Here is a 22,340-nt window from a genome sequence, read left to right as displayed (position 1 = left end):
ACGATCAGAGGAACCGGTCGCTCACGTCCTCGCTCGGCACCATACACTGTTCTCTGCGTCCGAACCAGTCGTAGCGGTTGGCGGCGATCACGTCGTACGCGGCGTCCCGAAGCCGTCGCGGGAGGAGGCGCGCGACCGCCGCGGCCCGATACGGCCACCCGAGCAGCTCGGCCACCCGGATGGCGGCGGCGGATTTCGTGTACACCCGGTCGCCCTCGACGAGGACGACGCTGTCGAGGTCGTCGGGGAGGTCGTGACGCGCCAACAGCGCCCGCCCGGCGGCCGACTGGAGGGGGGCGAACCGAATCCGGCCGTCGGGGTCGCGGGGCACGACGAACCGGACGGCGCCGGTACAGAGGTTGCAGACGCCGTCGAACAGGAGGACGGGGCCGTCGGCGGACGCGGACGACTCGCTCATCAGCGAAGCAAGGCGACGATGGCGACGAGCACCGCGCCGACGACGACGCCGGCGCCGACGAGCACCGCGGGACTGCGGACGGCGTTCGCGACGGCGGCGGCGACGGCGACGGCAACGACGCCGAGGAGGAGAACGGGCACGACGCGGCGGCCGGGGAGGGCGCCCGCGAGGCGGTCGCCGAGCGACGGGGTGGCCGGCTCGGGGTCGGGCCGCTGTGGTTTCGAGAGCGTCTCGTCGACGTCGACGGCGTCGCCGTCGGATTCGGGTTCGACCGTCACCTCGACGGACCGCGTCTCCGAGCCGTAGCCCGTCGAGATTTCGAGCGTGCCGGTGACGGGGTCGTCGACGGGGCCGACGCCGACGGGGACGGATTTGGTCGTCTCGCGCTCGACGAAGAGGTTGCCGTCGGCGTCGATGCGGGCGGCCGCGGCCAGGGTATCGTCGGCGCGGACGTGGACGTGGACGGCTTCGCCGTGGTTGCGAAGCTCGACGGAGAACGGCTCCGAGGTGGCGAACTCCGCCGGAGCCTCCACGTCGTGAAGCTGCCCACGGTTCAACTCGACGAGCAACACCGGAGTCACAGGCCGAGGGTCGTACCGGGGGAGGAAAAAGCTTCAGGCCGGGCGTGAGCGCCGGCCGGGTGTCGTCGTTCGGTCACCGAACCTACTCGTCGTCGCGCATATCCGGCGGCAGGAGGTTCGGGATGCCGTCCTCGATGGGGTACACCTCGCCCGTGACGGTGCCGACGAGCCGCCCCTCGATGATCTCCTCGCCGTCCCGTTCGTCCACTTCGAGTTCCAGGTCGCTCTTATCGAGTGGATCACAGAGGATGTCCATCAGGGATTCCTTCATCATTCGATGGGAGGTGTCGGGTCGATAAAAAGCCACGGGAACCGGGGCGTCACGCGCGCCAGATGGCGGTCACGACGCGGTCGTCCCGCTCGACGGTGTCGTAGGCGAACCCCCGGTCGTCGAGACGCGGGAACAGGTGCTGGGGAACGCGGTCGCTCACCTGCACGACGACGCCGTCGTCGTCGAGTTCGGCGAGGGTCTCCAGCGTAACCTTCAGCGGCTCCGGCGGCGGGAGTTCACGCACGTCGAGTACGTCGTGGACCGTGGTCGACGGGGCGTTCGTCTCGGCCAGGAGTGAGTCGACACCTGACATAGCAGAGAGGTGGGGCGCCGAAACCGAGGCCGTTGTCCCGAACGGGTTCGCCCCACCGCCGGGCTTCATCACCCTGGCGACGGGGGCTACGCGTATGCAGACAGTCACCGTCGCGCGGACGATAGCCGCGCCGGCCGAGGCCGTTCGGGAGGCGATACTGGACGTCGAACCGTTCATGCGCGCCGCGGGGTTCGACGAGGTGACCGTCGACGGCGACGAGATTCACCTCGTCAACCGGGTGGGCATCGCCACCATCGAGTTGGGGCTCGAGCGCGTCGACGACCCGACGGCCGTCCTCGCGTACGAACAGCGCGAGGGCATCTTCGAGTCGATGCGGACCGAGTACCATCTCGAAGACGCGGGCGTCGAGGGCACGCGCGTCGAGGCATCGACCGACTTCGCGCTCGACGTGGCGCTCGTCGGCGACCTGCTGGATTCGACGATCATCCGCCGGCAGCGACGGAAGGAACTCGACGCGCAGTTCGATCACCTCGAAGCCACGCTCGGCTGATCCGACCGCCTCCAGACGAACGTGTTCGGGGGACGCCTTTGGGGACCGGAGCGGCAATCGACGACCATGAGCCAAGAGACGACCCACGACACTTCGTGGTCGGCGAATCTCGAAGGGCCGGACCACGCCGCGAGCCGCGAACTCGTCGTCGAGGAGTCGGTGGCGGCGGTGGAACGAACCGCACCCGGAACGCACGTCAACCTCGTGACCCACGGCGACCACGGCCACCCGGAGGCGTATCTGTACGACGAACTCCGCGAGCGGTTCGACGACGTGACCGTCGAGTACGTCGACCAGTGTGGCTGTGGCGGCTACGTCACCCGTGTCCACGTCTGACCATGCACGCGAACGTCGACACCGACGAGCGGCCGTTCGTGCTCGTGTGGGAACTCACGCGGGCCTGTGAGCTAACCTGCAAGCACTGCCGGGCCGACGCTCAGTCCGAGCGCCACCCCGACGAACTCACGACGGCGGAGGGGACGGCCCTGCTCGACGAGGCGCGACGCTTCGGCGAGAACCAGCTGGTCGTCCTCTCGGGCGGCGACCCGCTCGCCCGCGACGACACGGTGGAGCTGATCGAGTACGGCGCGGATCGGGGGCTCCTGATGACGCTCACCCCGAGCGGGACGGCGTCGCTGACGCCCGACCGCGTCCGAGCCGTCGCCGACGCGGGCGCGCGCCGCCTCGCGCTGAGCGTCGACGGCGGGTCGCAGGCCGCCCACGACGAGTTCCGGGGCGAACCGGGGAGCTTCGAGTCGACGATGCAAGCGGCGGCGGCGGCCCGCGACGCCGGCCTCCCGCTCCAGATCAACACGACGGTCTGTGCCGAGACGGTGAGCCAACTGCCGGCGATCAGGGACCTCGTGGCCGACCTCGACGCCGTCCTCTGGTCGGTCTTCTTCCTCGTGCCCGTCGGTCGGGGAGCGGTGCTCGACTCCATCGACCCCGAGCGCGCGGAGGACGTGATGGCGTGGCTGGCCGAGGCGGAAGCCGAAGAAGAGTTCGGGATCAAGACGACCGAGGCACCCCACTACCGACGGGTCGCACTGCAGCGGGAACGCGAGAGCGGGGCGGGTGCCGTGGCCGACGCCATCGGCCGGCGGACCGGCATCACCGCCGGCGACGGCTTCGCGTTCGTCAGCCACGTCGGGGACGTGTTTCCCTCGGGCTTTCTCCCGAAGTCGGCGGGCAACGTCCGCGAGCGAAGCCTCGTCGACGTCTACCGCGACGCCGACCTGTTCACCGACCTCCGCGACCCCGGCGCGCTCCGCGGGAAGTGTGGTGCCTGTGAGTACCGGGGGGTCTGTGGCGGGAGTCGGTCGCGGGCGTACGCCACGGCGGGCGACCCGCTGGCGAGCGACCCGCTGTGTGCGTACGTGCCCGAGGGGTACGACGGCCCGCTCCCCGACGACCGACCGGCGGCGACGGGGGACTGATCCGAGGATGTCGATACGACTCCAGCGGATGGACGACGGTGAGGACGACGGCGACGGCGGCGACGCGACGGGCGGGGAGCGACGGGCGACGCCGGCCGACCCGCTCGACCGGTGCCTGCGGGACTGCGGCCGCACCGTCGCGACGCGGGAACTGCGGACCGCACTCGACCGACTCGACGGACTGACGCCGGCACAGCGACGGACCGTCGCGCGCATGGCCGGCCGCATCGCCGCGGGCGTCCTCGAACCGGCACGGGACGCGCCGGAGGAGGAGCGGCCGGCAGTCGCGCGGCTGTTCGATCCCGAACGTATTCGGGACGGAGGGTAGGTGGCGGGCGGCCGTACCGTCGCCCATGCCCATCGTCCCCCGTCCCTGGTCGAGCGACGACGGCGACTTCGACGACTACGACTCGTTCGTCCCCGAGCATCTCCCGGACCCCGGCCCCTTCCTCGACGGCCACGCGGTACTGACGGGACGCGACCACGCGGCCGTCCACCGGCTGACCCGCGAGCGGTTCGAGGAACGGACCGTCTACGACGTGACGTTCGGCTACAACCTCGCGCGGCTGAACCTCGACACCAGGCATCCCGACGCTGGCTACCGGTACGCCGTCGACGCGGACGACCCGACCACCCTCCGCGCGGAGTTCACGCCGACGACCGAGTTCTGTCCGCAGAGCGACACCCTGACCACGGCCTCGTTCCGGGCGTGGAACGCCGCGGACGTGGGGCCGCCCCACGAGTTCGACCGTGTTCGCGTCCGGATCGCACCGATGCACGACGCGAGCGACCGGATCAACGGACGGCTCGCGGACCTAGAGGCGGCCAGCGGGGACGGGACCGTCCCCGAAGCGGATCGAGAGGGGACGCTGGCGGGCGCGGACGACACCGACGGCGCGACGACCCCGTTCTGATCACTCTCCCCCGGCGGTCACTGCGGGGCCGCGACGGAGCGCCTCCGGAGCGTGTCGCCACACCACGAGCGACAGGTTCGCGGCGACGACGGCGAATCCGAGGGCGAGGCCGACGCCGCCGAGACGGACAGCGGGTTCCCACCCCGCCCACTCGCCGGCGACGAGGCAGGCGCCGCCGCCGGCGACGAGGACGAGGTCGGCCGTCGCGAGGCGGTCGTCGTAGAGGTCGTCGATCATCGGGACGGCCTCCAGCCCGAGGCGGTCGCTGTAGCGGTGGACCCAGACGAGGAAGGGGACGACGTGATAGAGCGTCCCGACGAGGACGAGGACGAAGACCATGGCGAGGAGGTGGACGGTCCCCGGCGCGCCGAACCGGGCCGTAGAGGCCAGCGGGTCGCGGAGCCACGCCGGCAGCGCCACGAGTAGCCAGACGAGCAGCGCGGGCGCGAGGAGCGTGTACCGAACCAGCATCGGCGTCGAGTCCGCCCGGGCGTCGTGGAGGCGGCGCCCGAGGACGACCAGAAAGGCGAGGACGCCCGCGAGGAGGAGGCCGGCGCCGACGCGGGCGAGGGGAGCGTTCGCGAGGAGGCGCCCGAACGCGAGGACGGCGACGCCGAGTGGGTAGACGACCGTCTCGATCCGCTGGAGCCGACGGTCGAGGCCGTCGAGGTCGGTCTGACCGAACATCGGGACCAGCTGGTAGAGCGCGCCGAAGACGGTGGTCAGGACGGCGCCGAAGACGGCGAGCGTGACGTGGGCGCCGACGACGGCCGACCGGGGGAGCGCGCCGCCGAAGATGGGCCTCACGAATCCGGTCGCGAGGGCGACGCCGAGCGCCGTCAGCACGACGAAGAAAGCGAGCGCGGCGGCGAAGTGGCGCTCGGTCACGTCGAGCGGGCGGTCGAGCGTCCGGCCGACGTTGTACGCGAGCGTCCAGAAGCCGGCGAGCAGGAGGCCGCCGAAGGCAGGGAGGACGACGGGTCGCCCGGTCAGGAGCCCGGCGACGAAGCCGACGAGGCCGACGACGAGCAGCCACAGCTGGACGCGCGCCAGCCGGCGGGAGTGGAGCGTCCGTCCCGACCAGACGGGGACGAACTGCGTCATCGCGCCGGCGATGGTGAGACAGACGAAGCCGACGAGCAGGAGGTGGACGTGCGCGAGGCGGGCGAGGCCAGAGGCGACGCCGAACGCGTCGGCGACGCCGAGCGCCGAGCCGGCGAGGAGGAAGCCGAGCGCGGCGACGAAATGCCGAAGCGGTATCGAGAGCGGCGGCCCACCGTCGGGGTCCACACCTTGGGGAACGGCGGTCATGGAAGAGGGTAGGGACGCCTCGACCCTCGGCGTCGTGGCGAACGTGTTCGAGTCGGGGGCGAACCGGGTTTTTAATACACCGGAACGTCTGAGTGCCGACCATGCCTACCGCGGAAGTTTCGTTGCCGGACGACGTGGATATCGAGATTCGACAGCTCGTCGAGGACGGGGAGTTCATCAACCGCGATCAGGCGGTCGAAGAGCTGCTCTCGCTGGGCGTCTCGGCGTACAACACGGACGATTCGCCGAACCAGACGGCGGACGAGGACCTGTTCACGCAGGTGGTCGACGATCAGCAGGACCCGGCGATCCGGAACGAGTCGGACGACGAACACACGCTGTAGCCCGCGTCGAAATTCTTTCTCGCCGACAGAAACGGGGGCAGCCCGCCCCTCCGCGGGGTAACGTTTAGTATCGGATACTCGTTACGTGCGGACAGGATGGGACAGCCGCAGGACTCGGAGCCGAAGCGGATGGCCGAACTCGAAGCGCTCCACGCGGCGACGCGGCGTCTCCTCGACGTCGACGGCCGCGAGGCGATCGCGTCGGTGGCCGTCGACGCGGCGGTCGACGTGCTCGAGTTCCCGTACAGCGTCGTCTGGTATCCCACATCGACCGACGACGCCCTCGAAGCGGCGGCGATTTCCGAATCGATCGAACCGCACGTCGACGGCGACCCCGCGGCGGAGATGCGCCACGAGCCCGGAAGCTGGCTGTGGCGTGCCTACGAGGCCGACGAGACGCGCCGGCTGACGATCAGCCGGGCGCAAGCGGCCTCCGAGACGCCGCTGCACGCCGTGATCACCGTCCCGCTCGACGACCACGGAGTGTTGACCGTGGGGACGGCCGACCGGACGACCCTCGAGGACGCCGACGAGAAGCTGGCGAGCATCCTCGGGAAGAACGTTCAGGCGGCGCTCTCGCGGGCGGAGCGCGAGCGCCGCCTCGACGAACAGAACCGACAGTTGGCGTTGCTCAATCGGATGGTCAGACACGACATCCGCAACGAGATGCAGGTGGTACTGGGGTACGGCAACACCCTGCAGGACCACGTCGACGGCGAGGCGGCCGACCAGCTGTCGCGGCTCGTCGAGGCGGGCGAACACGTCGTCGACCTCACCGACGACCTCCGCACGCTACTCGACGCCATCCTCGACCAGCGGACGGAGCGGCCGGTCGCGCTCCGGCCGACGCTCGCCGAAACCGCCGACCACATCCGGGCGGAACACGAGGACGCGACCGTTCGGATCGACGGCGAGATTCCGGCGGTCGACGTGCTCGCCGACGACATGCTGGGCTCGGTGTTCCGGAACCTGCTCGTGAACGCGGTGACCCACAACGACACCGCGGAGCCACACGTCGAGGTGTCGGCGACGGCCGGCGACGGGCGGGCCGTGGTGGCCATCGGCGACGACGGGCCGGGGATTCCGGACGAACGCAAGGAGGCCGTCTTCGAGAAGGAGGTGACGGACGCCTCGGACGCGGGTGGGGTCGGGCTCTACCTCGTGCGAACCCTCGTCGAGCGCTACGGCGGCCGGGTTCGCATCGAGGACAACGAGCCACGCGGGAGCGTGGTGATCCTGGAGTTCGAGACGGTCGACTAGTCGGCCGTCAGCAGGCGCTCCGACATCCCGTCGAAGCGCTCGCGTTCGTCGGCCCAGAACGTCCGCAGGTCGCCGACCGGCTGGTGGACCGGCTCGGCCACCTCGTCGTGGGTCTCGTACTCCTCGCTCGATTTGACCTCGTGGTACGCGTCGCGGAAGGGCATCCCCTCCGTGACCAGCTGGTTCGCGGTGTAGGCGGCGAAGATGCCCTCGTCGGTCTCGAAGTCGTCCGAGAGCTCCATGCTCTCGACCAGCGGGGTGAGGATGTCGAGGGTCGCCCGCACCGTGTCGACCCCCTCGATCAGGTGGCCTTTGGTCTGCTGGCTGTCGCGGTTGTAACCGCTCGGGAGTTTGCCGATGATGCGGCGGATTGCCTCCTTGCCCGCCGACACCTCCTCCGCCTTCGCGCGGGCGAGTTCGAGGATGTCCGGGTTGCGCTTCTGGGGCATGATCGAACTCCCCGTCGTGTAGTCGTCGGCGAGTTCGAAGAACTGCTGGTCCTCGGAGAAGTTGATCACGTCCTCCGCGAATTTCTGTACGTCGAGCATCACCAGATCGAGCGTTTGGAGCAACTGTAGCTCCTGTTTCCCGCGGTTCGAGCAGTAGATGGGGTTGTGCTGTTTCTGGGCGAACCCGAGGAGTTCGGTCGTCAGGTCGCGGTCGATGTCGAGGCTGGTGCCGTAGGAGGCGGCGGCGCCGAGCGGGTTCGAGTCGATGATCCGGTAGGTCGCCCGGAGCGACTTCAGGTCGTCGATCAGTGCGTCGACGTAGCTCGACGCCCACAGCCCCGTCGAGGACGGCATCGCCTGTTGCTGGTGGGTGTAGCCCGGGATCAGGACGTTCTTCTCCTCGGCGAAGGTCCTGAGCGCGTCGACGAAGTCGAGGATTCGGCCCGCCAGGTCGATGGTCGCGTCCTTCATGAACAGCCGCGTGTCGACGAAAATCTGGTCGTTGCGGGAGCGAGCGAGGTGCATCTTCTTGCCCGCCTCGGTCCGCCGAGTCACGCGCTCCTCGACGAACGTGTGGACGTCCTCGCCGTCCACCTCGTCGGCCTCGTGATAGAGGTCGGTGAGCGCGTCCCGGAGGGCCGCGAGTTCGTCGTCGTCGAGGAAGCCCTGCCGGTGCAGCATCGTCACGTGCGCGAGGTTCGTCAGCACGTCGTACGGGAGAAACCGGTTCTCGAACTCCTTCGGCTCCATCGTGTACTGGAGCGTCGCCTCGCTCGCCGAATGGTCGGTGTTCTCCCAGAGCATGGCTCCGCCTACCCGAGGGACGGTACTAAGCGTTGTTGTACGGGGCGGCGGGCGACCGCCCTAGAAGTTCGTCGCGTCCTGTCCCTTCAGGCCGAGGAACTCGCGGGTCTCGGCCGGCGTGGCGACGTCGCGGCCGGTCACCTCCTGGGTCAGGCGGACCATCTTCTCGACGAGTTCGGCGTTGCTCTCGGCGAGGCGGCCGCGTTCGAGATAGAGGTTGTCCTCGAGGCCGACGCGGGCGTTCCCGCCCATGGAGACGCCCTGCGTGCCGAGGGGGAACTCGTTGCGGCCGGCGCCGATGACCGAGAACGAAAAGTCGTCGCCGAAGAGGTCGTCGGCCACGTCGACGAGGTGAGTCAGGTTCTTCGCGCTCGCGCCGATGCCGCCGTGGATGCCCATGACGAACTGGATGTGAAGCGGCGTCGAGAGGAGGCCACGGTCGAGGAGGTGTTTCGCGTTGTAGAGGTGACCCACGTCGTACACCTCCAACTCCGGCATCGTGCCGTGGTCGTCGAAGACGGGGAGGATGGTCTCTAGGTCCTCGAAGGTGTTCCGGAAGATCAGGTCGCGGGTGCCCGAAAGATAGTCCGCCTCCCAGTCGTACTCGAACTCGTCGTACTTCTCCACCAGCTGGTAGAGACCGAAGTTGATCGACCCCATGTTACAGGAGGCCATCTCGGGTTCGAGTTCGGGGACGACCCGAATCCGTTCCTCGGGCGCCATCGTCGGCGCGCCGCCGGTCGTCGGCTGGACGACGGCGTCACAGCCGGCGGCGACCCGCTCTGCGACCTCCCGAAAGAGTTCGAGGTCGGTGATCGGTTCGCCGGTCTCCTCGTCGCGGACGTGGAGGTGGACGATGCTGGCGCCGGCTTCGGCGGCCGCGATGGCCTCCTCGGCGATTTCCTCGGCAGTGATCGGGAGATGCGGCGACATGGTCGGCGTGTGTATCGCCCCGGTCACCGCACACGAGATGATGGTCTTGTCGAACTGGCGCATACGACCGCGGATGATCGGCTCCGGCATAGGTGTAGGGGATTGCCCCCGATTGCCCCGCTCGGTGGCCCTCCGGGTCGGAACTCACTCCCGCCCGGGGCCGGTGTGCGCGGCGACGATACCACCGATGGCGCCGAAGACGGCCGGGAACACGACCCCGGCCAGGAGGATCGCCGGCAGGAGTTCGGGTCGGCCGCTGAAGCTGGCGCCGAGCCCCTCGGTCGAGACGCGGAACAGCAACGCGCCGACGGTCGACAGCACCAGATACGGGGGGACGACGAAGACGCCGGCGACCGCGCCGTCGGTCGTCCCGTCGACACCCCGTGCGCGGCCGACGGCCAGCCCGGCCCCGACCAGCAGCGCCACCGGAACCAGATACAGTAACGCCGTGAACCCGTCACCGCCGACGAACGACGTCGTGCTCGACCCGCCGAACCCGAGAAAATCGGCCTCGACGACCGTATCGACGAAGTGACTGTTGAAGAACACCCACCCGACGAACTCGAAGCCGTTGCCGCCGCCGTCGACGTTGCTGGATAGCTCGCCCAGTTCGGTGTCTTCGAGGCGAACGAGGACGAGCAGGCCGGTGAGCAGGTAGCCGACGATCCAGGCGGCGGCGCCGGCGATGGCCCCCTCTACGAGCGGGAGGTCGTCGGAGTCGCCTGACGTGGACATACCAGTTTGAATCGTGGATATGAAAAGAGGGTTCCGATACGACGATCCTGACACAGCGCTGATCAGAAACCGGAACCACCGGGAAGGGAGTGCACCCCACTACGTCCTCGGAGTCCGTTCCGGCGATCGGTTGCTCGGGGCCGGGCGCCTCACCGGAACCCGAAGTGCGGGACGCAGGGACAACCGCTAAGTTCCGGACCCGTGACGCCGACGTATGGATTACGAACACACGCCGGTCACGGTCGAGGGCAAACGAGCGGTCGTCATCGGGGGGACCAGCGGCATCGGACGGGCGCTCGCCCACGGGTTCGCGGCCGACGGCGCGGACGTGGTGGCGTCGAGTCGGAGTGAGGCTGACGTGGCCGAGACGGCGGGCGAACTCCGTGACCTCGGCGCCGAGACGGTCGAACGGACCTGCGACGTGACGGACCGCGAGTCGCTCGTCGCCCTGCGCGACGCCACCGTCGACGCCCTCGGCGGGGTCGACGTGCTGGTCACCTCACAGAGCTACATCGCGCGGGCGAACCTCGACGACGGCACCGAGGACGAGTGGCAACGGGTGTTCGACGTACAGCTCGACGGCACCTACCGCGCCGTCCAGACCTTCGCCGAGCGGATGGACGAGGGGGCGATCATTCCCATCTCCTCCATCTCGAACGGACTCTCCATCCCGGATCTGGTGCCGTACACGACGGCGAAAGGCGGCATCGACGCGTTCACGCGCGTCGCCGCGGAGGAACTCGGCCCGGAGATTCGGGTCAACGCCATCCGCCCGGGCTTCGTCCGCACGGAACAGACCGGCGGCACCTACGACGAGGGGACCGATCGCCACGCCGAAATCGTCAGCCGGACGACGAACGGGCGACTGGCCGATCCTCAGGAGATGGTCGGCGCCGCCATCTACCTCGCCAGCGACGCCGCGACGTACACGAACGGGACCGTGCTCACCGTCGACGACGGGTTCACCGCGGGCGCGTTCGGTCGGTAGGGGCGTCGGGAATCACGACGGCTCGCGTTCGTCGCCGGTCGGAGCGCCGGCAGCATCGCCGGCCCGCGACGGGTCGACTCGCGGGACGCAAAAACCTATTACCCTCTCCGTGGCACATTCGGAGCATGACCGAAGACCGGGAGCAGCGGACGGACGCGGTCGTCTACAGCCCCTCGCAGTCGTTCGTCGAGTCGACGAACGTCTACGACTTCATGCGGACCTACGACATCGACGACTACGACGAGTTGATCGAGCGGACCACCTCGAACGTCGAGGGGGAGCCACGGTCGGGGGTCACGTGGTTCTGGGACGAACTCGTCGACTACCTCGGCATCGACTTCTTCGAGGGCTACGACGCGGTCCGCAACGACGCCGAGGGGCCACAGTTCACGGACTGGTACCCCGGCGGCCGACTCAACGTCGCCCACAACACGGTCGACCGGTACGCGGCGCCGGACGCGGCGGAGCGCAACAAAGTCGCCTGCATCTGGGAGGGCGAACCCGGCGAGGTGCGCGAGGTGACCTACCACGAACTCGCCCGGCAGTCGAACCGGGTGGCGAACTATCTGGAGTCCGAGGGGGTGGGAACCGGCGACACCGTCGGCCTCTACATGCCGATGGTCCCCGAGGTCATCGCCATCCTCTACGGCTGTTTCAAGGTGGGAGCCGTCGCGGTTCCCATCTTCTCCGGATTCGGCGTCGACGCCACCGCCACCCGCATCGGCGACGCCGAGTGTTCGGTCCTCTTTACCGGCGACGGCTTCTACCGCCGCGGGAGTCAGGTGACACTGAAGGAGTCGGCCGACGAGGCCATCGACGAGGCGGGGCACGTCGAGCGGACGGTCGTCTACGACCGTCTCGGCCTCGCGAGCGAGGGGGCGATCCCGTGGGACGACGACCGGGACGAACTGTGGGCCGAGTCGGTCGCCGAGGCGGCCGACGACTACGAGTCCAAATCCCTCCCCTCGGATCAGGAGTCGATGCTGCTGTACTCCTCGGGGACGACGGGGAAGCCGAAGGGCATCGTCCACACCCACGCCGGCGCGCTGCTGCAGGCGGCCAAGGAAGTCTACTTCGGGATGGATCTCAAGCCCTCGGATCGCTTCTTCTGGGTCAGCGACATCGGCTGGATGATGGGGCCGTGGACGCTGATCGGCACCCACGCCCACGGCGGCACGGTGGTCATGTACGAGGGGGCGCCGGACCACCCCCAGCCCGACCGGTTCTGGCGGATGATCGACGACCACGGCATCACGCAGTTCGGCATCTCGCCGACCGCGATTCGCGCCCTGCGCAAGCGGGGCGACGAGTGGGTCGAGGGCTACGATCTCTCCAGCCTCCGTCTACTGGGGTCGACCGGCGAACCGTGGGACCCCGAGTCGTGGCTCTGGTTCCACGAGGAGGTCGGCGGCGGCGACACCCCGATCATCAACATCTCGGGCGGGACGGAGATCATGGGCTGCTTTCTCATGCCCATGCCGATCACGCCGCTCAAGCCCTGCACCCTCGGCGGGCCGGGGCTCGGCATGGACATCGACATCGTGGACCGCAACGGCGACTCCATCGCCGACAGCCACGAACGCGGCTTCCTCGTCGCCCGCGACTCCTGTCCGAGCATGACGAAGTCGCTCTGGAGCGGGGACGAGCGGTATCTGGAGGAGTACTGGAGTTCGTTCGAGGATCTGTGGGACCACGGCGACTGGGCACAGAAAGACGAGGACGGCTTCTGGTTCCTCCACGGCCGCGCGGACGACGCCCTCAACGTCGCCGGTCGGAAGGTCGGTCCCGCCGAAGTCGAGGGCGCCGCGATGGAACACGACGCGGTGAATCAGGCCGCGGCCGTCGGCGTCCCCGACGACACGACGGGCACCGCCGTCGTCCTCTACGTGGTCCTCGAAGCCGGCGAGGAGGAGAGCGACGACCTGCGCGAGGCGGTCCGTGACACCGTCGGCGAGGAGTTGGGGAAACCGTTCCGACCCCGCGAGGTGCTGTTCGTCGACGCCTTCCCCAAGACCCAGAGCGGGAAGATCATCCGCCGGGCCATCGAGGCCATCTACACCGGCGAGGAACTCGGCGACATGAGCAGCATCGAGAACCCCGACGTGCTCGACGAGATCGAGGCGGCGCGCTGAGGGCGGTCAGAACATCACCCGGCCGGCGGAGACGTTGAGGTCCTGCCCGGTGATCCGGTCGGCGTCGGGCGAGCAGAGAACCCGGGCGAGCTGGGCCACGTCCTCGGGCTGGACGAGTTCGCCCCGGGCGCTCTCGGCTCTCGCCTCCTCGCGGACTCGCTCGACGGGCACGCCACGTGCCTCGGCCTGTCCCTCGAAGACGCGATCGAGGCGTGGGCCGTCGACCGGCCCGGGACAGATGGCGTTGACGTTGATGTCGTGGTCGCCCACCTCGTCGGCGAGGGTCCGCGTCAGCCCGATGACACCGATCTTCGAGGCGGCGTACGGTGCTCGGTTGTAGAGTGGGTTCTTCCCCGTCATCGAGGCGATGTTGACGATGCGGCCGAACTCCGCGGCCTTCATCGTCGGCAGGACGGCCCGGCAGGTGAGGAACTGCCCGCGGAGGTTGACGTGCATCGTCCGGTCCCACTCCTCGACGGTCACGTCCTCTACGGGTGCCGTCGGCCCCATGATTCCGGAGTTGTTGACCAGAATCTCGACGCCGCCGAGGTCGTCGAGCATCGCGTCGACCCGTTCGTCGACGAGGGCCGGGTCGGCGAGGTCGACGGCGTACGACGCGGCCGTCGCCTCGGTCTCGGCTTCGATCCGCTCGACGGTCGCCGCCATCCCCTCCTCGTCCACGTCGGCGATGGCTATTTCGGCGCCGTTGTCGGCGAGTTCGAGACAGATCGCCTCCCCGATGCCACGGCCGCCGCCGGTGACGATGGCGCGCATATCGGACACCTGCATATCTCACGGCTCCGGAGCGAGCGAAATAACTGTACCGTCGGTCGGGACGATGGTTTATGTTCCGCGGTGGCCGTATCACCGGCATGACCGACGATCGACGGCGGTTCGAGTTCGCGTACCGGCCGGGCGAGATCGCGTGTTACCCCGGCTGCGTGACCGATCTGGAGGCGGCGTGCGAGCGCCACGGGTGGGAGCGCGCCCTCGTCGTCTGTGGCACCACCGTCGGCGCGACGCCGGCGGTGATGGACCCGGTCCGCGAGGGACTGGGCGACCGACTCGCCGGCGTCTTCGACGAGACGACGCCCGAGAAGTACCTCGGCACGGCCATCGAGGGCGTCCGGCGCGCCCGCGCCGTCGACGCCGACGTCCTCGTCGCCGTCGGCGGCGGGAGTTCCCTCGACGTGGCGACGGTGATGGCGACGCTGACCACCCACGACGATCCGGACGAGGCCGGCCATCGGGCAATCGACGAGGCGTCGCTCGCCCTCGCCGCGGGCGACCCGCTCCCCGTCGTGGCCGTCCCGACGACGCTCGCGGGCGCCGACCTCTCCACCGTCGCGGGCGTGACGTTCGCGCACGGTCCCGACGCCGACGACCCCCCGAGCGGCGGCGTGGGCGACGCGCGACTCATGCCCGCGGCGATCGGGTACGACGCCGACCTCTTCCGGACGACGCCCACGGCCGTCCTGACCGCCTCGGCGATGAACGGCTTCGACAAGGGCGTGGAGGCGCTCTACACGCGCAACTCGACGCCGATCACCGACGGCACGGCCGCCCGCGGCCTCCGACTCCTTCGGTCCGGTCTCCCCACGCTCCGCGAGGACCCGATGGAGTCCGACCGACTCGACGACGTGCTCGCCGGCATCGTCTGCGTGCAGTACGGCGTCTCCGAACCCGGGGCGTACAAACTCTCGCTCGTCCACGCCTTCGGCCACGGCTTCTCACGGAACACCGAGGCCCACCAGGGCGTCGTCCACGGCATCGTCGCGCCCCACGTCCTCCGGTACCTGTTCGAGGAGGTGGACGGCCGGCGCGACCTGTTGGCGGAGGCGCTGGGCGTCACAGCAGCCGACGCCGACGCGACGGCCTCGGCCGTCGTCGACGCGGTGGCCGACGTGCGAGACGGCCTCGGCCTCCCGACCCGCCTGCGAGCCATCGACGGCCTCGCGCGGTCCGATCTGGACGACGTGGCCGAACGGATCGTCGACGACCCGCTGCTGACGACGGTGCCCGCGGGGCTGGACCCGTCGGTCGCGGACGTTCGAGACGTACTCGACGCGGCGTGGTAGGTGGGGTGGGCGACTCAGCGCGGCCCGAAGCTCTCGGCGCGTACGTCGGCGACGCCGGCCGCCTCCGCGACGGTCTTCGCGTCGCGGACGAAGGACTCGAAGCCGAAGACGTACACCGTCGCCTCGGCGGCGCCGACGAGGGTGTCCACGGCCTCGTCGAGCGAACCGACGACGAGGACCGTCGCGCCGTCGGCGTCGAGGGCGTCGAGGCGGTCACGGTGGGGCGGGTCCTCGCCCCAGAAGATCACGGTGGCGTCGTGGCCCGCTCCGCGGGCGCGTTCGGCGATGCCGACCGCCGGGCCGATGCCCGGCCCCTCGGCGAGGACGACGGCCGGGCCGTCGCCCGTGTAGCGCACGTCGCCGAACGGCCCTTCGATCTCTATCTCGTCGCCCGGCGTCCGTTCGGCCAGCCACGGCGCGAGCGTCCCCTCCGGCACGTACTCGACGGTTATCTCCATCGTCCCCTCGGTGTCGGGCGAGGAGAGGGTGTAGTAGCCCGTCTCCTCGACCCCGTCGACGGTGGCCCGGACGAGCAAGAACTGTCCGGGTTCGGCGTCGAAGCCGTCCGGCGTCCGGAGTTCGAGCGCGACGGTCCGTGTGCCGACTTCCTCGACGGCGTCGACGGTGACTGCTGTCATGCCTCCCACCAGGGGTGGCGGGGATAAACCTTCGGCGATACGGACGCGGCGTGAGGCGTTCCGGCCGCGCCGCCAATCTATAAGACCGTCACGGCCGACTTCCGTGGTGTCATGCACGACACTGTACTGTCGAACGAGACGCGCACCGTCGTCTCGCCGGGACGGATCGAACTCGGCGTCGGCGCGGTCGACACCGTCGGCGACCACGCCGCGCGCTACGGCGACACGGCGCTCGTCGTCGCGACGGAACAGATCTTCGAGTTCCACGGCGACACGGTCGTCGACCGACTCGACGCGGCGGGCGTCGAGGCCGTCGTCTACACCGACGTGCGCCCCGACCCGACCGTCGAGAACATCGAGGCCGCCCACGACCTGTACGAGCGCAACGACTGCGACCTGATCGTCACGCTCGGCGGTGGGTCCTCCATCGACACGGGGAAAGGCGTCGGCATCCTCGCGGCCAACGACGGCTCGATCCGCGATTTCGGCGTCGACCGTGCGGGGTACGAAGGGGTGCCGAACCCCTCGCCGCCGCTGATCGCCGTCAACACGACGGCGGGCACGGGCAGCGAGGCCACCCGGTCGGTCGTCGTCAGCGACGAATCCACGTCGACGAAGTTCCTCATCGTCTCCGCGAACGTCGTCCCCGACGTGGCGATCGAGGACCCCGAACTCACCGTCTCCCTGCCCAAGAGCCACACGGCGTTTACGGGCATCGACGCGCTCACCCACGCCATCGAGGCGTACGTCTCGGTCAAATCCTACAGCGTCCCCGACGGCTACGCCGAACAGGCGATGGAGCGCATCGCCCGCTCGCTCCCCGTCGCGTGGGCCAACGGCGACAACCTCGACGCCCGTGCGGACGTGATGGTCGGACAGTTGCAGGCGGGGCAGGCGTTCACCAACGCCTCCGTCGCCCTCGTCCACGGTCTCGCGCGGCCGCTCGGCGCCCAACTCCACATCCCCCACGGGCTGGCGAACGGCCTCATCCTCCCCTACGTCGTCGACTTCTCGTCGATGGCGGCGCCGGAGAAGTACGCGGAAATCGCGCGCATCCTCGGCGTCGCGGACGCTCACACCCCCACTCGCGAGGCCGCCGACGCGGCCGCGGAGGGGGTCCTCCGGCTCTGTCGGGACGTGGATCTGACCGGCTATCTCGACGATTTCGGCGAGGTACCCTCGCGGGACGACTACCTCTCCGTCGTCGACGAAATGACACAGGACGCCATCGACTCCGGATCGCCGGACAACAACCCGCGAAAGCCGACCCGCGACGAGATTGCCGATCTCTATACGACCATCTACGACGACGCCTTGGCGCCGGACAGTCCGCGTCGGTCCTGATACTGCGTATCGTACGCCAGTACCGGCGTCGCGGGATTTAGGTGGTGCGTCCCCGCAACGGCCGGTATGGCCCTCCCCGCTCTGCCCGCTCTCCCCGCCCTCTTCGGCGTCGCCACCCTCCTGCTCGGCGCGTTCGTCTGTCTCGTCAGCGTCCGCCACCTGTGGCGCACGGCCGCGCTCGCCCGCGCCGACCCCGTCGATCGGATCGACGGCGTCGCCGAGGGGGCGCTCGTCCGCGTCTCGGGCGCCGTCGACGCCGAGCGGACGCTCACGGCGCCGTTCAGCGGCGTCGACTGCGTCGCCCACCGTGCCGTCGTCGAGGAACGCCGCCCCGGCGCCTTCTTCCTCCCGACGGACGTGACGATTCACGAGCCGACCCGAAGTACGGCGTTCGCCGTGCGGACGCCACACGCGAGGGTGTCGGTCGCCGATCCGGTCCGCACGGTGGCACTCGATTCGACCGTCGTCGCGACGGTCGGTCCCGACGACGACCCACCGGAGCGGATCGCCCGGTACGAACGCGAGACGGACGGTCTCGGACGGGAGACGGTCTGGACGGCACCCCCCGCCCCGCTCGTTCCCGTCACGCGGACGCTCTCGCTCGGCCGCCGGCGGTACAGCGAGCGCCGCGCGTCGCCCGGCGACGACGTGACCGTGGCCGGCCGCGTCCGCGACGGCCGCCTCGACCCGCTCGTCGTCTCGACGGGAAGCGCCGGCAACGCGCTCCGTCGGCTGTCGACGACGTCGCTCGCGGGGCTGCTGATCGGCGCCGTCGCCGTCGTGCTCGGCGCCGCGATACTCGTGCTCGGGTAACCGTCAGTCCCCGTCCGGCGGGTCGGCGTCGACGCTCCCGTCGAGCGACCCCTCGAACCGCGCTCTGAGCCCCACCTTGTCGAACTTGCCCGTCGCCGTCTTGGGCAGCCTGTCGACGAACTCGAATCGGTCGGGCGTCCACCAGTCGGGGTAGGACTCGCGGACCCGCTCGCCCGCGGCGTCGATCAGCGCCTCGCGGTCGTCGGCGTCGGTGACGACGTACGCGACGGGGCGTTCCCCCCAGCGGTCGTGTGGGACGCCGACGACGGCCGCCTCGCGCACGCGCTCGTCGTCCATGATGACGTTCTCGACGGCCTGCGAGGAGATCCACTCGCCCCCGGAGTTGATCACGTCGGCCGCACGGTCGACGAGTTCGACGTACCCACTCCCGTCGACGGTCACCACGTCGCCGGTGCGGAGCCACGACCCCTCGAACGCCTCGTCGTCCTCGCGGCCGTAGTAGGACGTGGTGACCCACGGCCCGCGCACCAGCAGTTCGCCCATCGTCTCGCCGTCGTGTGGCACCTCGTCCCCGTCGTCGTCGACGACGCGGAACTCCAGTCCGGGGAGGATCAGCCCCTGTTTGAGCCGTTTCTCCAACTGCGTCTCGTAGTCCGCGTCGCGCAACTCGGGTTTGCAGTGGGAGACGGCGCCGACGGGCGCCGTCTCGGTCATGCCCCACCCGTGCACCACCTCGACGCCCCGGTCGTCGAACGCGCGGATCAGGCGTTCGGGGGGTGCCGCGCCGCCGACGACGATGCGGTCGAGGGCGGAGAGGTCGGCGTCGTGCTCCTGCAGGTAGTCGAGCACTCCCAGCCACACCGTCGGGACGCCCGCGGTGAGGGTGACGCCCTCGTCCTCGATCAGGGTCACGAGGTCCGCCGGATCGGGCGACGGGCCGGGGTAGACCTGCGCGGCACCGGCCGCCGTCGCCGCGTAGGGAAGCCCCCACGCGTTGATGTGGAACATCGGGACGACGGGCATCACGGTGTCGTGATGGGAGATGTCCAGCCCCGCCGGCGTCAGAATCGCCATCGTGTGGCTCCAGAGCATCCGCTGGGTGTACCGGACGCCCTTCGGGTCGCCGGTCGTCCCCGAGGAGTAACAGAGGCCGGCGGGGTCGTCGCCGGCGAGTTCGGGGTAGTCGGGGTCGGGGTCGTGACCGGCGACGAAGGCGTCGATATCGACGGCGTCGAACGGGAGACCTGACGCCTCGCCGTCGACGACCACCACCTGCTCGACGCTCTCGAAGGCGTCGGGGTCGTAGGCCTCGGTCAGCGCGCCGGCGAGCGACGCGTCGACGAGGAGGAGTCGGTCGGCCGCCTCGGCGACGATAGTTCGAACGTCGTCCGCGGGCAACAACGGGTTGATCGTATGCAACGCGGCACCGAGGTTCGGCACCGCGTAGTAGGCTTCGGCGTGGCGGTCGTGGTTCCAGCACATCGTCGCCACGTGGTCGCCGCGGCCGATACCGGCGTCGCGCAGGGCGCTCGCCAGTCGGCCGACGCGGTCCGCGTACTCGGCGTACGTGTACCGAACCGTCCCCGTGGCCGTCCGGGCGACGAGTTCTCGGTCGGGGTACAGCTGCGCCGCCCGCGACAGAAACGGTCGGAGCGTCTGTGCGTGTCCAGTCATACGGGACGGTTCGCCAGCGGGGTGATAAAAGTCATCGCGTCCGTCACGCGAGTTCGGCGAAGGCGAGCAGGATGCTGGGCACGACCAGCAAGACGAGACCGAGGACGATCAGGGCCGCGGGGAGAAAGAGCAGTCCCACGTCGGTGAGCAGCCAGAGGCCGAGTCCGGCGAGCACGGCGACGAGACCGAGCAGTCGGAGGAGCCACGTGATCGCCCCTTCGAGACCCGAATCGGCGAGTACGTCGACTACCTCGAGTGCTTCGTCCATGGGCGGGGTGTGTGGCGTGAGCCACTTCAGGGCCACGGCCACGCCGCCGGAACGTTTTCCGCCGCCGCGGCCGACGGCCGCGTATGGACCGTCCAAGCGAGATGGACGCCTTCGAGGAGTACGACGGGCCACGCGGCTTCGCCCGGCAGGCGTTCGTCACCGGCGCCGCGGTGACCCTCCCGCTCATCGTCACGCTCGTGGTTCTCGGCGCCGTCGTCGACTTCGTCTCCCAGCAACTCGACCCCGTCGTCGGCTTCTTCACCTCCGTCACGGGGCTCCAGCCGGCCTCCGATACGACGCTCAAAGTCGTCGCCATCCTCTCCATCCTCGCGGCCATCTTCTGTATCGGCGTCTGGACCGAGCGCCGCCCGAACCGCTCCGGGTTCGGCGCCTTCTTCGATACGCTCGTCTCCCGCATTCCCGGCGTCGGCTCCCTGTACCAGAGCATCGACGAGATGAGCGGCCTCCTCCTCGATAGCGACACCGACAGCTTTCAGGAGGTGAAACTCGTCGAGTTTCCCGACAAGGGGACCTACGCCTTCGCCTTCCTGACCGCCGAGACGCCGGACGTGGTGTGCGAAGGCGTCGGCGAGACCGAGGGGATGATCACCGTCTTCCTCCCCATGGCTCCCAACCCCGTGATGGGCGGGTACGTTCTCCACGTCGCCGAGGAACACGTCTTCGACGTGGACATGACCGTCGAGGAGGGCATCCAGTCCATCGTGACCAGCGGCGTCGCCACCGGTCGTCGGTCGGAGGAGGAACTCACCGATGGGATGCTCGACCGCTTCGAGCGCCGCCTCGACGCCGCGGACGTGATGGTCGGAATCGAGGAGCTAGAGGAGACGGCGCGGGAGACGGTGGCCGCCGCCCGCGAACGGGCCGCGATGGACGACGTGGAGGACGGCGACGGCGAGGCGGAGGGGCGGGGCCGGACCTCCGAGTGAGCGGGCTCAGCGGAGCCACGAGAGGAAGCCGCCGCCGTCGTCCTCCTCGTCCTCGTCGACGGGGGTGACGACACCCCGGTTTCGACCTTCGGCGAGCAGTTCGGCGTCGATGTCCTCCTGTGTGAAATCGAAGAAGCGCTCCTCGGGGAGTTCCACGTCGAGGACATCGAGAGTCGTCGGCTCCCCCTGATTGTCGAACGCCCGCCAGTCGCCGCGGCCGTAGGGCGCGCCGACGATGATGTGGACGTCGCCCTGTCCGAAGGTGGCGAGGTCGGCGTCGCTCGGGCGGAGTACGCCGTTCGGGTGGGAGTGGACCGAACCGACGGACTGCACGTCGTTGGGCTTCATCTCCGAGCGGACCGTCGCGCTGACGGGGTTCGAGGTGGTGCCGGGGATGACGAGCACGTCGGTGATCACCTGTCCGCGCCGGTCGAGGCCGAGTTTGCGCGCGTCCTCCGCGCGGAGAAAGCCCATGTACTCGTTGGGGTGGGTCTCCTCGCTGGCCTCGAGGACGAAGTCCATGGTCTCCCGAGCGATACCGAGGAGTTCGCTCGACCGGAACAGACGCATACCGAACGTGGGTGCCGTCACCTTCTAATACTGTCGGCTGTCGCTCCGTGTCGGCGACCGGAGGCCGAACGTACAACTCGATCCGGACCCAAGGGTAGGTATGACACTCGAACGCAACGTCGGTGGCCGTGACCGCCTCGTCCGTGCAGCCCTCGCCGTCCTCCTCACCGTCGTCGCGGTGCGTGCGCTCCGGCGCGGGAATCGAACCACGGGCCTGCTCGCCGGAGTCGGGGCGCTCGGCCTCGGATTCAACGTCACGACCTGTGTCTGCGGGCTGAACCGACTGCTCGGAATCGACACGACCGACGGGGACGACTGACCGTGCCCACGGTCACCTTCGAGGGCGAACGCATCCAGTGCGAGACCGGTGCTCGCCTCCGGAACGTCCTCCTCGACGCAGGGCATTCGCCACACAACGGCCCGACTGCGCTCTCCTGTCACGGGCTGGGCACCTGTGGAACCTGCGCGGTCGAGATCGAGGGCGCCGTCGCGGAGCCGACCGCCCGCGAGCGCGCCCGTCTCGACTTCCCGCCCCACACGGCCGAGCGGGGACTCCGCCTCGCCTGTCAGGTGCGGGTGACCGACGACCTCACAGTCACCAAACACGACGGGTTCTGGGGACACCGGACGGAGTAGGCACGCACCGC

The 22,340-nt window shown here is 69.6% G+C and carries 28 protein-coding genes; 15 read left to right on the top strand and 13 right to left on the bottom strand.

The window, feature by feature from the left end:
• Nucleotides 1-4: 4 nt before the first annotated feature.
• The 4 genes from DU484_RS11285 to DU484_RS11270 form a co-directional block, all read right to left on the bottom strand.
• A complete protein-coding gene (locus DU484_RS11285) occupies nucleotides 5-418 on the bottom strand; it encodes a thiol-disulfide oxidoreductase DCC family protein (protein WP_114586144.1) in 414 nt (137 codons plus the stop codon).
• Nucleotides 418-999 carry a DUF7524 family protein gene (locus DU484_RS19555; protein ID WP_157969330.1) on the bottom strand — a complete coding sequence of 194 codons (582 nt, stop codon included), beginning with the start codon at nucleotides 997-999 and terminating at the stop codon, nucleotides 418-420. The genes DU484_RS11285 and DU484_RS19555 overlap by 1 nt, the downstream gene beginning before the upstream one ends.
• An 82-nt stretch (nucleotides 1,000-1,081) precedes the next feature.
• Entirely contained in the window at nucleotides 1,082-1,270 is a 189-nt protein-coding gene (locus tag DU484_RS11275; RefSeq protein ID WP_181861558.1) for a methytransferase partner Trm112, read from the bottom strand.
• Nucleotides 1,271-1,319: 49 nt separating this feature from the next.
• Nucleotides 1,320-1,583, bottom strand: a complete 264-nt coding sequence (locus tag DU484_RS11270; RefSeq protein WP_114586143.1) for a DUF2249 domain-containing protein — start codon at nucleotides 1,581-1,583, stop codon at nucleotides 1,320-1,322.
• A gap of 94 nt (nucleotides 1,584-1,677) precedes the next feature.
• Here DU484_RS11270 and DU484_RS11265 point away from each other — a divergent pair, with 94 nt between their 5' ends.
• The 5 genes from DU484_RS11265 to DU484_RS11245 all read left to right on the top strand — a co-directional run bounded on the left by DU484_RS11265 (nucleotide 1,678) and on the right by DU484_RS11245 (nucleotide 4,444).
• Nucleotides 1,678-2,094 (top strand): SRPBCC family protein, encoded by a 417-nt coding sequence (locus DU484_RS11265; protein ID WP_114605935.1) that lies wholly within the window; start codon nucleotides 1,678-1,680, stop codon nucleotides 2,092-2,094.
• A gap of 66 nt (nucleotides 2,095-2,160) precedes the next feature.
• Nucleotides 2,161-2,430: a CGCGG family putative rSAM-modified RiPP protein gene (locus DU484_RS11260; RefSeq protein ID WP_114586141.1), complete on the top strand. Its 270-nt coding sequence runs from the start codon at nucleotides 2,161-2,163 to the stop codon at nucleotides 2,428-2,430.
• A 2-nt stretch (nucleotides 2,431-2,432) separates the two neighbouring features.
• Nucleotides 2,433-3,530, top strand: coding sequence for a TIGR04053 family radical SAM/SPASM domain-containing protein (locus tag DU484_RS11255; RefSeq protein ID WP_114605934.1), 1,098 nt, complete (start codon nucleotides 2,433-2,435; stop codon nucleotides 3,528-3,530).
• Nucleotides 3,531-3,537: 7 nt separating this feature from the next.
• Nucleotides 3,538-3,858, top strand: a complete 321-nt coding sequence (locus tag DU484_RS11250; RefSeq protein WP_157969329.1) for a hypothetical protein — start codon at nucleotides 3,538-3,540, stop codon at nucleotides 3,856-3,858.
• 25 nt (nucleotides 3,859-3,883) lie between these two features.
• Entirely contained in the window at nucleotides 3,884-4,444 is a 561-nt protein-coding gene (locus DU484_RS11245; protein ID WP_114586138.1) for a hypothetical protein, read from the top strand.
• Here the strand turns inward: DU484_RS11245 and DU484_RS11240 are convergent, their stop codons facing one another.
• A complete protein-coding gene (locus tag DU484_RS11240) occupies nucleotides 4,445-5,755 on the bottom strand; it encodes a heme-copper oxidase family protein (RefSeq protein WP_114605933.1) in 1,311 nt (436 codons plus the stop codon).
• Nucleotides 5,756-5,856: 101 nt separating this feature from the next.
• On the opposite strand from DU484_RS11240, the gene DU484_RS11235 reads away from it, so the two are divergent.
• Nucleotides 5,857-6,099 carry a DUF7120 family protein gene (locus DU484_RS11235; RefSeq protein ID WP_114586136.1) on the top strand — a complete coding sequence of 81 codons (243 nt, stop codon included), beginning with the start codon at nucleotides 5,857-5,859 and terminating at the stop codon, nucleotides 6,097-6,099.
• Nucleotides 6,100-6,195: 96 nt separating this feature from the next.
• Nucleotides 6,196-7,359, top strand: a complete 1,164-nt coding sequence (locus DU484_RS11230; RefSeq protein ID WP_114605932.1) for a sensor histidine kinase — start codon at nucleotides 6,196-6,198, stop codon at nucleotides 7,357-7,359.
• Here DU484_RS11230 and argH read toward each other — a convergent pair.
• The 3 genes from argH to DU484_RS11215 all read right to left on the bottom strand — a co-directional run bounded on the left by argH (nucleotide 7,356) and on the right by DU484_RS11215 (nucleotide 10,280).
• On the bottom strand, nucleotides 7,356-8,612 hold the full coding sequence (argH, locus tag DU484_RS11225) for an argininosuccinate lyase (RefSeq protein ID WP_114605931.1): 1,257 nt from the start codon (nucleotides 8,610-8,612) through the stop codon (nucleotides 7,356-7,358). The two genes, DU484_RS11230 and argH, sit on opposite strands and share 4 nt — an antisense overlap.
• Before the next feature lie 60 nt (nucleotides 8,613-8,672).
• Nucleotides 8,673-9,608, bottom strand: a complete 936-nt coding sequence (locus DU484_RS11220) for a BKACE family enzyme (RefSeq protein WP_114605930.1) — start codon at nucleotides 9,606-9,608, stop codon at nucleotides 8,673-8,675.
• An 81-nt stretch (nucleotides 9,609-9,689) separates the two neighbouring features.
• Nucleotides 9,690-10,280 carry a hypothetical protein gene (locus tag DU484_RS11215; protein ID WP_114586132.1) on the bottom strand — a complete coding sequence of 197 codons (591 nt, stop codon included), beginning with the start codon at nucleotides 10,278-10,280 and terminating at the stop codon, nucleotides 9,690-9,692.
• 214 nt (nucleotides 10,281-10,494) lie between these two features.
• Here DU484_RS11215 and DU484_RS11210 point away from each other — a divergent pair, with 214 nt between their 5' ends.
• Nucleotides 10,495-11,268 carry an SDR family NAD(P)-dependent oxidoreductase gene (locus DU484_RS11210; protein WP_114605929.1) on the top strand — a complete coding sequence of 258 codons (774 nt, stop codon included), beginning with the start codon at nucleotides 10,495-10,497 and terminating at the stop codon, nucleotides 11,266-11,268.
• Nucleotides 11,269-11,393: 125 nt separating this feature from the next.
• Nucleotides 11,394-13,400 (top strand): AMP-binding protein, encoded by a 2,007-nt coding sequence (locus DU484_RS11205; protein ID WP_114586130.1) that lies wholly within the window; start codon nucleotides 11,394-11,396, stop codon nucleotides 13,398-13,400.
• Between the two features lie 6 nt (nucleotides 13,401-13,406).
• Here the strand turns inward: DU484_RS11205 and DU484_RS11200 are convergent, their stop codons facing one another.
• Complete coding sequence (locus tag DU484_RS11200; protein WP_187347692.1) at nucleotides 13,407-14,189, bottom strand: SDR family NAD(P)-dependent oxidoreductase; 783 nt, start codon at nucleotides 14,187-14,189, stop codon at nucleotides 13,407-13,409.
• A gap of 83 nt (nucleotides 14,190-14,272) precedes the next feature.
• On the opposite strand from DU484_RS11200, the gene DU484_RS11195 reads away from it, so the two are divergent.
• Nucleotides 14,273-15,478: an iron-containing alcohol dehydrogenase family protein gene (locus DU484_RS11195; protein WP_114605928.1), complete on the top strand. Its 1,206-nt coding sequence runs from the start codon at nucleotides 14,273-14,275 to the stop codon at nucleotides 15,476-15,478.
• 14 nt (nucleotides 15,479-15,492) lie between these two features.
• Here DU484_RS11195 and DU484_RS11190 read toward each other — a convergent pair whose 3' ends face one another.
• Nucleotides 15,493-16,116 carry a ferredoxin--NADP reductase gene (locus DU484_RS11190; RefSeq protein WP_222844836.1) on the bottom strand — a complete coding sequence of 208 codons (624 nt, stop codon included), beginning with the start codon at nucleotides 16,114-16,116 and terminating at the stop codon, nucleotides 15,493-15,495.
• Between the two features lie 111 nt (nucleotides 16,117-16,227).
• On the opposite strand from DU484_RS11190, the gene DU484_RS11185 reads away from it, so the two are divergent.
• Both DU484_RS11185 and DU484_RS11180 read left to right on the top strand, forming a co-directional pair.
• Nucleotides 16,228-17,460: an iron-containing alcohol dehydrogenase gene (locus tag DU484_RS11185; protein WP_114586127.1), complete on the top strand. Its 1,233-nt coding sequence runs from the start codon at nucleotides 16,228-16,230 to the stop codon at nucleotides 17,458-17,460.
• A 66-nt stretch (nucleotides 17,461-17,526) separates the two neighbouring features.
• Nucleotides 17,527-18,273, top strand: coding sequence for a hypothetical protein (locus DU484_RS11180; protein ID WP_114605927.1), 747 nt, complete (start codon nucleotides 17,527-17,529; stop codon nucleotides 18,271-18,273).
• Nucleotides 18,274-18,276: 3 nt separating this feature from the next.
• Here DU484_RS11180 and DU484_RS11175 read toward each other — a convergent pair whose 3' ends face one another.
• On the bottom strand, nucleotides 18,277-19,908 hold the full coding sequence (locus DU484_RS11175; RefSeq protein ID WP_114605926.1) for a long-chain-fatty-acid--CoA ligase: 1,632 nt from the start codon (nucleotides 19,906-19,908) through the stop codon (nucleotides 18,277-18,279).
• Nucleotides 19,909-19,951: 43 nt separating this feature from the next.
• On the bottom strand, nucleotides 19,952-20,176 hold the full coding sequence (locus tag DU484_RS11170; RefSeq protein ID WP_114586124.1) for a hypothetical protein: 225 nt from the start codon (nucleotides 20,174-20,176) through the stop codon (nucleotides 19,952-19,954).
• A gap of 83 nt (nucleotides 20,177-20,259) precedes the next feature.
• Here DU484_RS11170 and DU484_RS11165 point away from each other — a divergent pair, with 83 nt between their 5' ends.
• Nucleotides 20,260-21,123, top strand: a complete 864-nt coding sequence (locus tag DU484_RS11165; protein ID WP_114586123.1) for a DUF502 domain-containing protein — start codon at nucleotides 20,260-20,262, stop codon at nucleotides 21,121-21,123.
• Nucleotides 21,124-21,129: 6 nt separating this feature from the next.
• Here the strand turns inward: DU484_RS11165 and DU484_RS11160 are convergent, their stop codons facing one another.
• Nucleotides 21,130-21,693 (bottom strand): Mov34/MPN/PAD-1 family protein, encoded by a 564-nt coding sequence (locus DU484_RS11160; protein ID WP_114586122.1) that lies wholly within the window; start codon nucleotides 21,691-21,693, stop codon nucleotides 21,130-21,132.
• Between the two features lie 100 nt (nucleotides 21,694-21,793).
• On the opposite strand from DU484_RS11160, the gene DU484_RS11155 reads away from it, so the two are divergent.
• Nucleotides 21,794-22,012 carry a YgaP family membrane protein gene (locus tag DU484_RS11155; protein WP_114586121.1) on the top strand — a complete coding sequence of 73 codons (219 nt, stop codon included), beginning with the start codon at nucleotides 21,794-21,796 and terminating at the stop codon, nucleotides 22,010-22,012.
• A gap of 2 nt (nucleotides 22,013-22,014) precedes the next feature.
• Nucleotides 22,015-22,329 (top strand): 2Fe-2S iron-sulfur cluster-binding protein, encoded by a 315-nt coding sequence (locus tag DU484_RS11150; RefSeq protein ID WP_114586120.1) that lies wholly within the window; start codon nucleotides 22,015-22,017, stop codon nucleotides 22,327-22,329.
• Nucleotides 22,330-22,340: the final 11 nt, after the last annotated feature.

The organism is Haloplanus rubicundus (assembly GCF_003342675.1).
Taxonomy (GTDB): Archaea; Halobacteriota; Halobacteria; order Halobacteriales; family Haloferacaceae; genus Haloplanus; species Haloplanus rubicundus.
This window is presented reverse-complemented; position numbering and strand designations above follow the sequence as displayed.

Coding starts and splice junctions, on each gene's coding strand:
- DU484_RS11205 (WP_114586130.1), top strand. CDS start 11,394: ATGACCGAAGACCGGGAGCAGCGGACGGACGCGGTCGTCTACAGCCCC.
- DU484_RS11190 (WP_222844836.1), bottom strand. CDS start 16,116: ATGACAGCAGTCACCGTCGACGCCGTCGAGGAAGTCGGCACACGGACC.
- DU484_RS11195 (WP_114605928.1), top strand. CDS start 14,273: ATGACCGACGATCGACGGCGGTTCGAGTTCGCGTACCGGCCGGGCGAG.
- DU484_RS11230 (WP_114605932.1), top strand. CDS start 6,196: ATGGGACAGCCGCAGGACTCGGAGCCGAAGCGGATGGCCGAACTCGAA.
- DU484_RS11275 (WP_181861558.1), bottom strand. CDS start 1,270: ATGAAGGAATCCCTGATGGACATCCTCTGTGATCCACTCGATAAGAGC.
- DU484_RS11260 (WP_114586141.1), top strand. CDS start 2,161: ATGAGCCAAGAGACGACCCACGACACTTCGTGGTCGGCGAATCTCGAA.
- DU484_RS11235 (WP_114586136.1), top strand. CDS start 5,857: ATGCCTACCGCGGAAGTTTCGTTGCCGGACGACGTGGATATCGAGATT.
- DU484_RS11185 (WP_114586127.1), top strand. CDS start 16,228: ATGCACGACACTGTACTGTCGAACGAGACGCGCACCGTCGTCTCGCCG.
- DU484_RS11155 (WP_114586121.1), top strand. CDS start 21,794: ATGACACTCGAACGCAACGTCGGTGGCCGTGACCGCCTCGTCCGTGCA.
- DU484_RS11265 (WP_114605935.1), top strand. CDS start 1,678: ATGCAGACAGTCACCGTCGCGCGGACGATAGCCGCGCCGGCCGAGGCC.
- DU484_RS11245 (WP_114586138.1), top strand. CDS start 3,884: ATGCCCATCGTCCCCCGTCCCTGGTCGAGCGACGACGGCGACTTCGAC.
- DU484_RS11270 (WP_114586143.1), bottom strand. CDS start 1,583: ATGTCAGGTGTCGACTCACTCCTGGCCGAGACGAACGCCCCGTCGACC.
- DU484_RS11210 (WP_114605929.1), top strand. CDS start 10,495: ATGGATTACGAACACACGCCGGTCACGGTCGAGGGCAAACGAGCGGTC.
- DU484_RS11175 (WP_114605926.1), bottom strand. CDS start 19,908: ATGACTGGACACGCACAGACGCTCCGACCGTTTCTGTCGCGGGCGGCG.
- DU484_RS11250 (WP_157969329.1), top strand. CDS start 3,538: ATGTCGATACGACTCCAGCGGATGGACGACGGTGAGGACGACGGCGAC.
- DU484_RS11165 (WP_114586123.1), top strand. CDS start 20,260: ATGGACCGTCCAAGCGAGATGGACGCCTTCGAGGAGTACGACGGGCCA.
- DU484_RS11255 (WP_114605934.1), top strand. CDS start 2,433: ATGCACGCGAACGTCGACACCGACGAGCGGCCGTTCGTGCTCGTGTGG.
- DU484_RS11285 (WP_114586144.1), bottom strand. CDS start 418: ATGAGCGAGTCGTCCGCGTCCGCCGACGGCCCCGTCCTCCTGTTCGAC.
- DU484_RS11160 (WP_114586122.1), bottom strand. CDS start 21,693: ATGCGTCTGTTCCGGTCGAGCGAACTCCTCGGTATCGCTCGGGAGACC.
- DU484_RS11240 (WP_114605933.1), bottom strand. CDS start 5,755: ATGACCGCCGTTCCCCAAGGTGTGGACCCCGACGGTGGGCCGCCGCTC.
- DU484_RS11200 (WP_187347692.1), bottom strand. CDS start 14,189: ATGCAGGTGTCCGATATGCGCGCCATCGTCACCGGCGGCGGCCGTGGC.
- DU484_RS11215 (WP_114586132.1), bottom strand. CDS start 10,280: ATGTCCACGTCAGGCGACTCCGACGACCTCCCGCTCGTAGAGGGGGCC.
- DU484_RS11170 (WP_114586124.1), bottom strand. CDS start 20,176: ATGGACGAAGCACTCGAGGTAGTCGACGTACTCGCCGATTCGGGTCTC.
- DU484_RS11180 (WP_114605927.1), top strand. CDS start 17,527: ATGGCCCTCCCCGCTCTGCCCGCTCTCCCCGCCCTCTTCGGCGTCGCC.
- DU484_RS11220 (WP_114605930.1), bottom strand. CDS start 9,608: ATGCGCCAGTTCGACAAGACCATCATCTCGTGTGCGGTGACCGGGGCG.
- argH (WP_114605931.1), bottom strand. CDS start 8,612: ATGCTCTGGGAGAACACCGACCATTCGGCGAGCGAGGCGACGCTCCAG.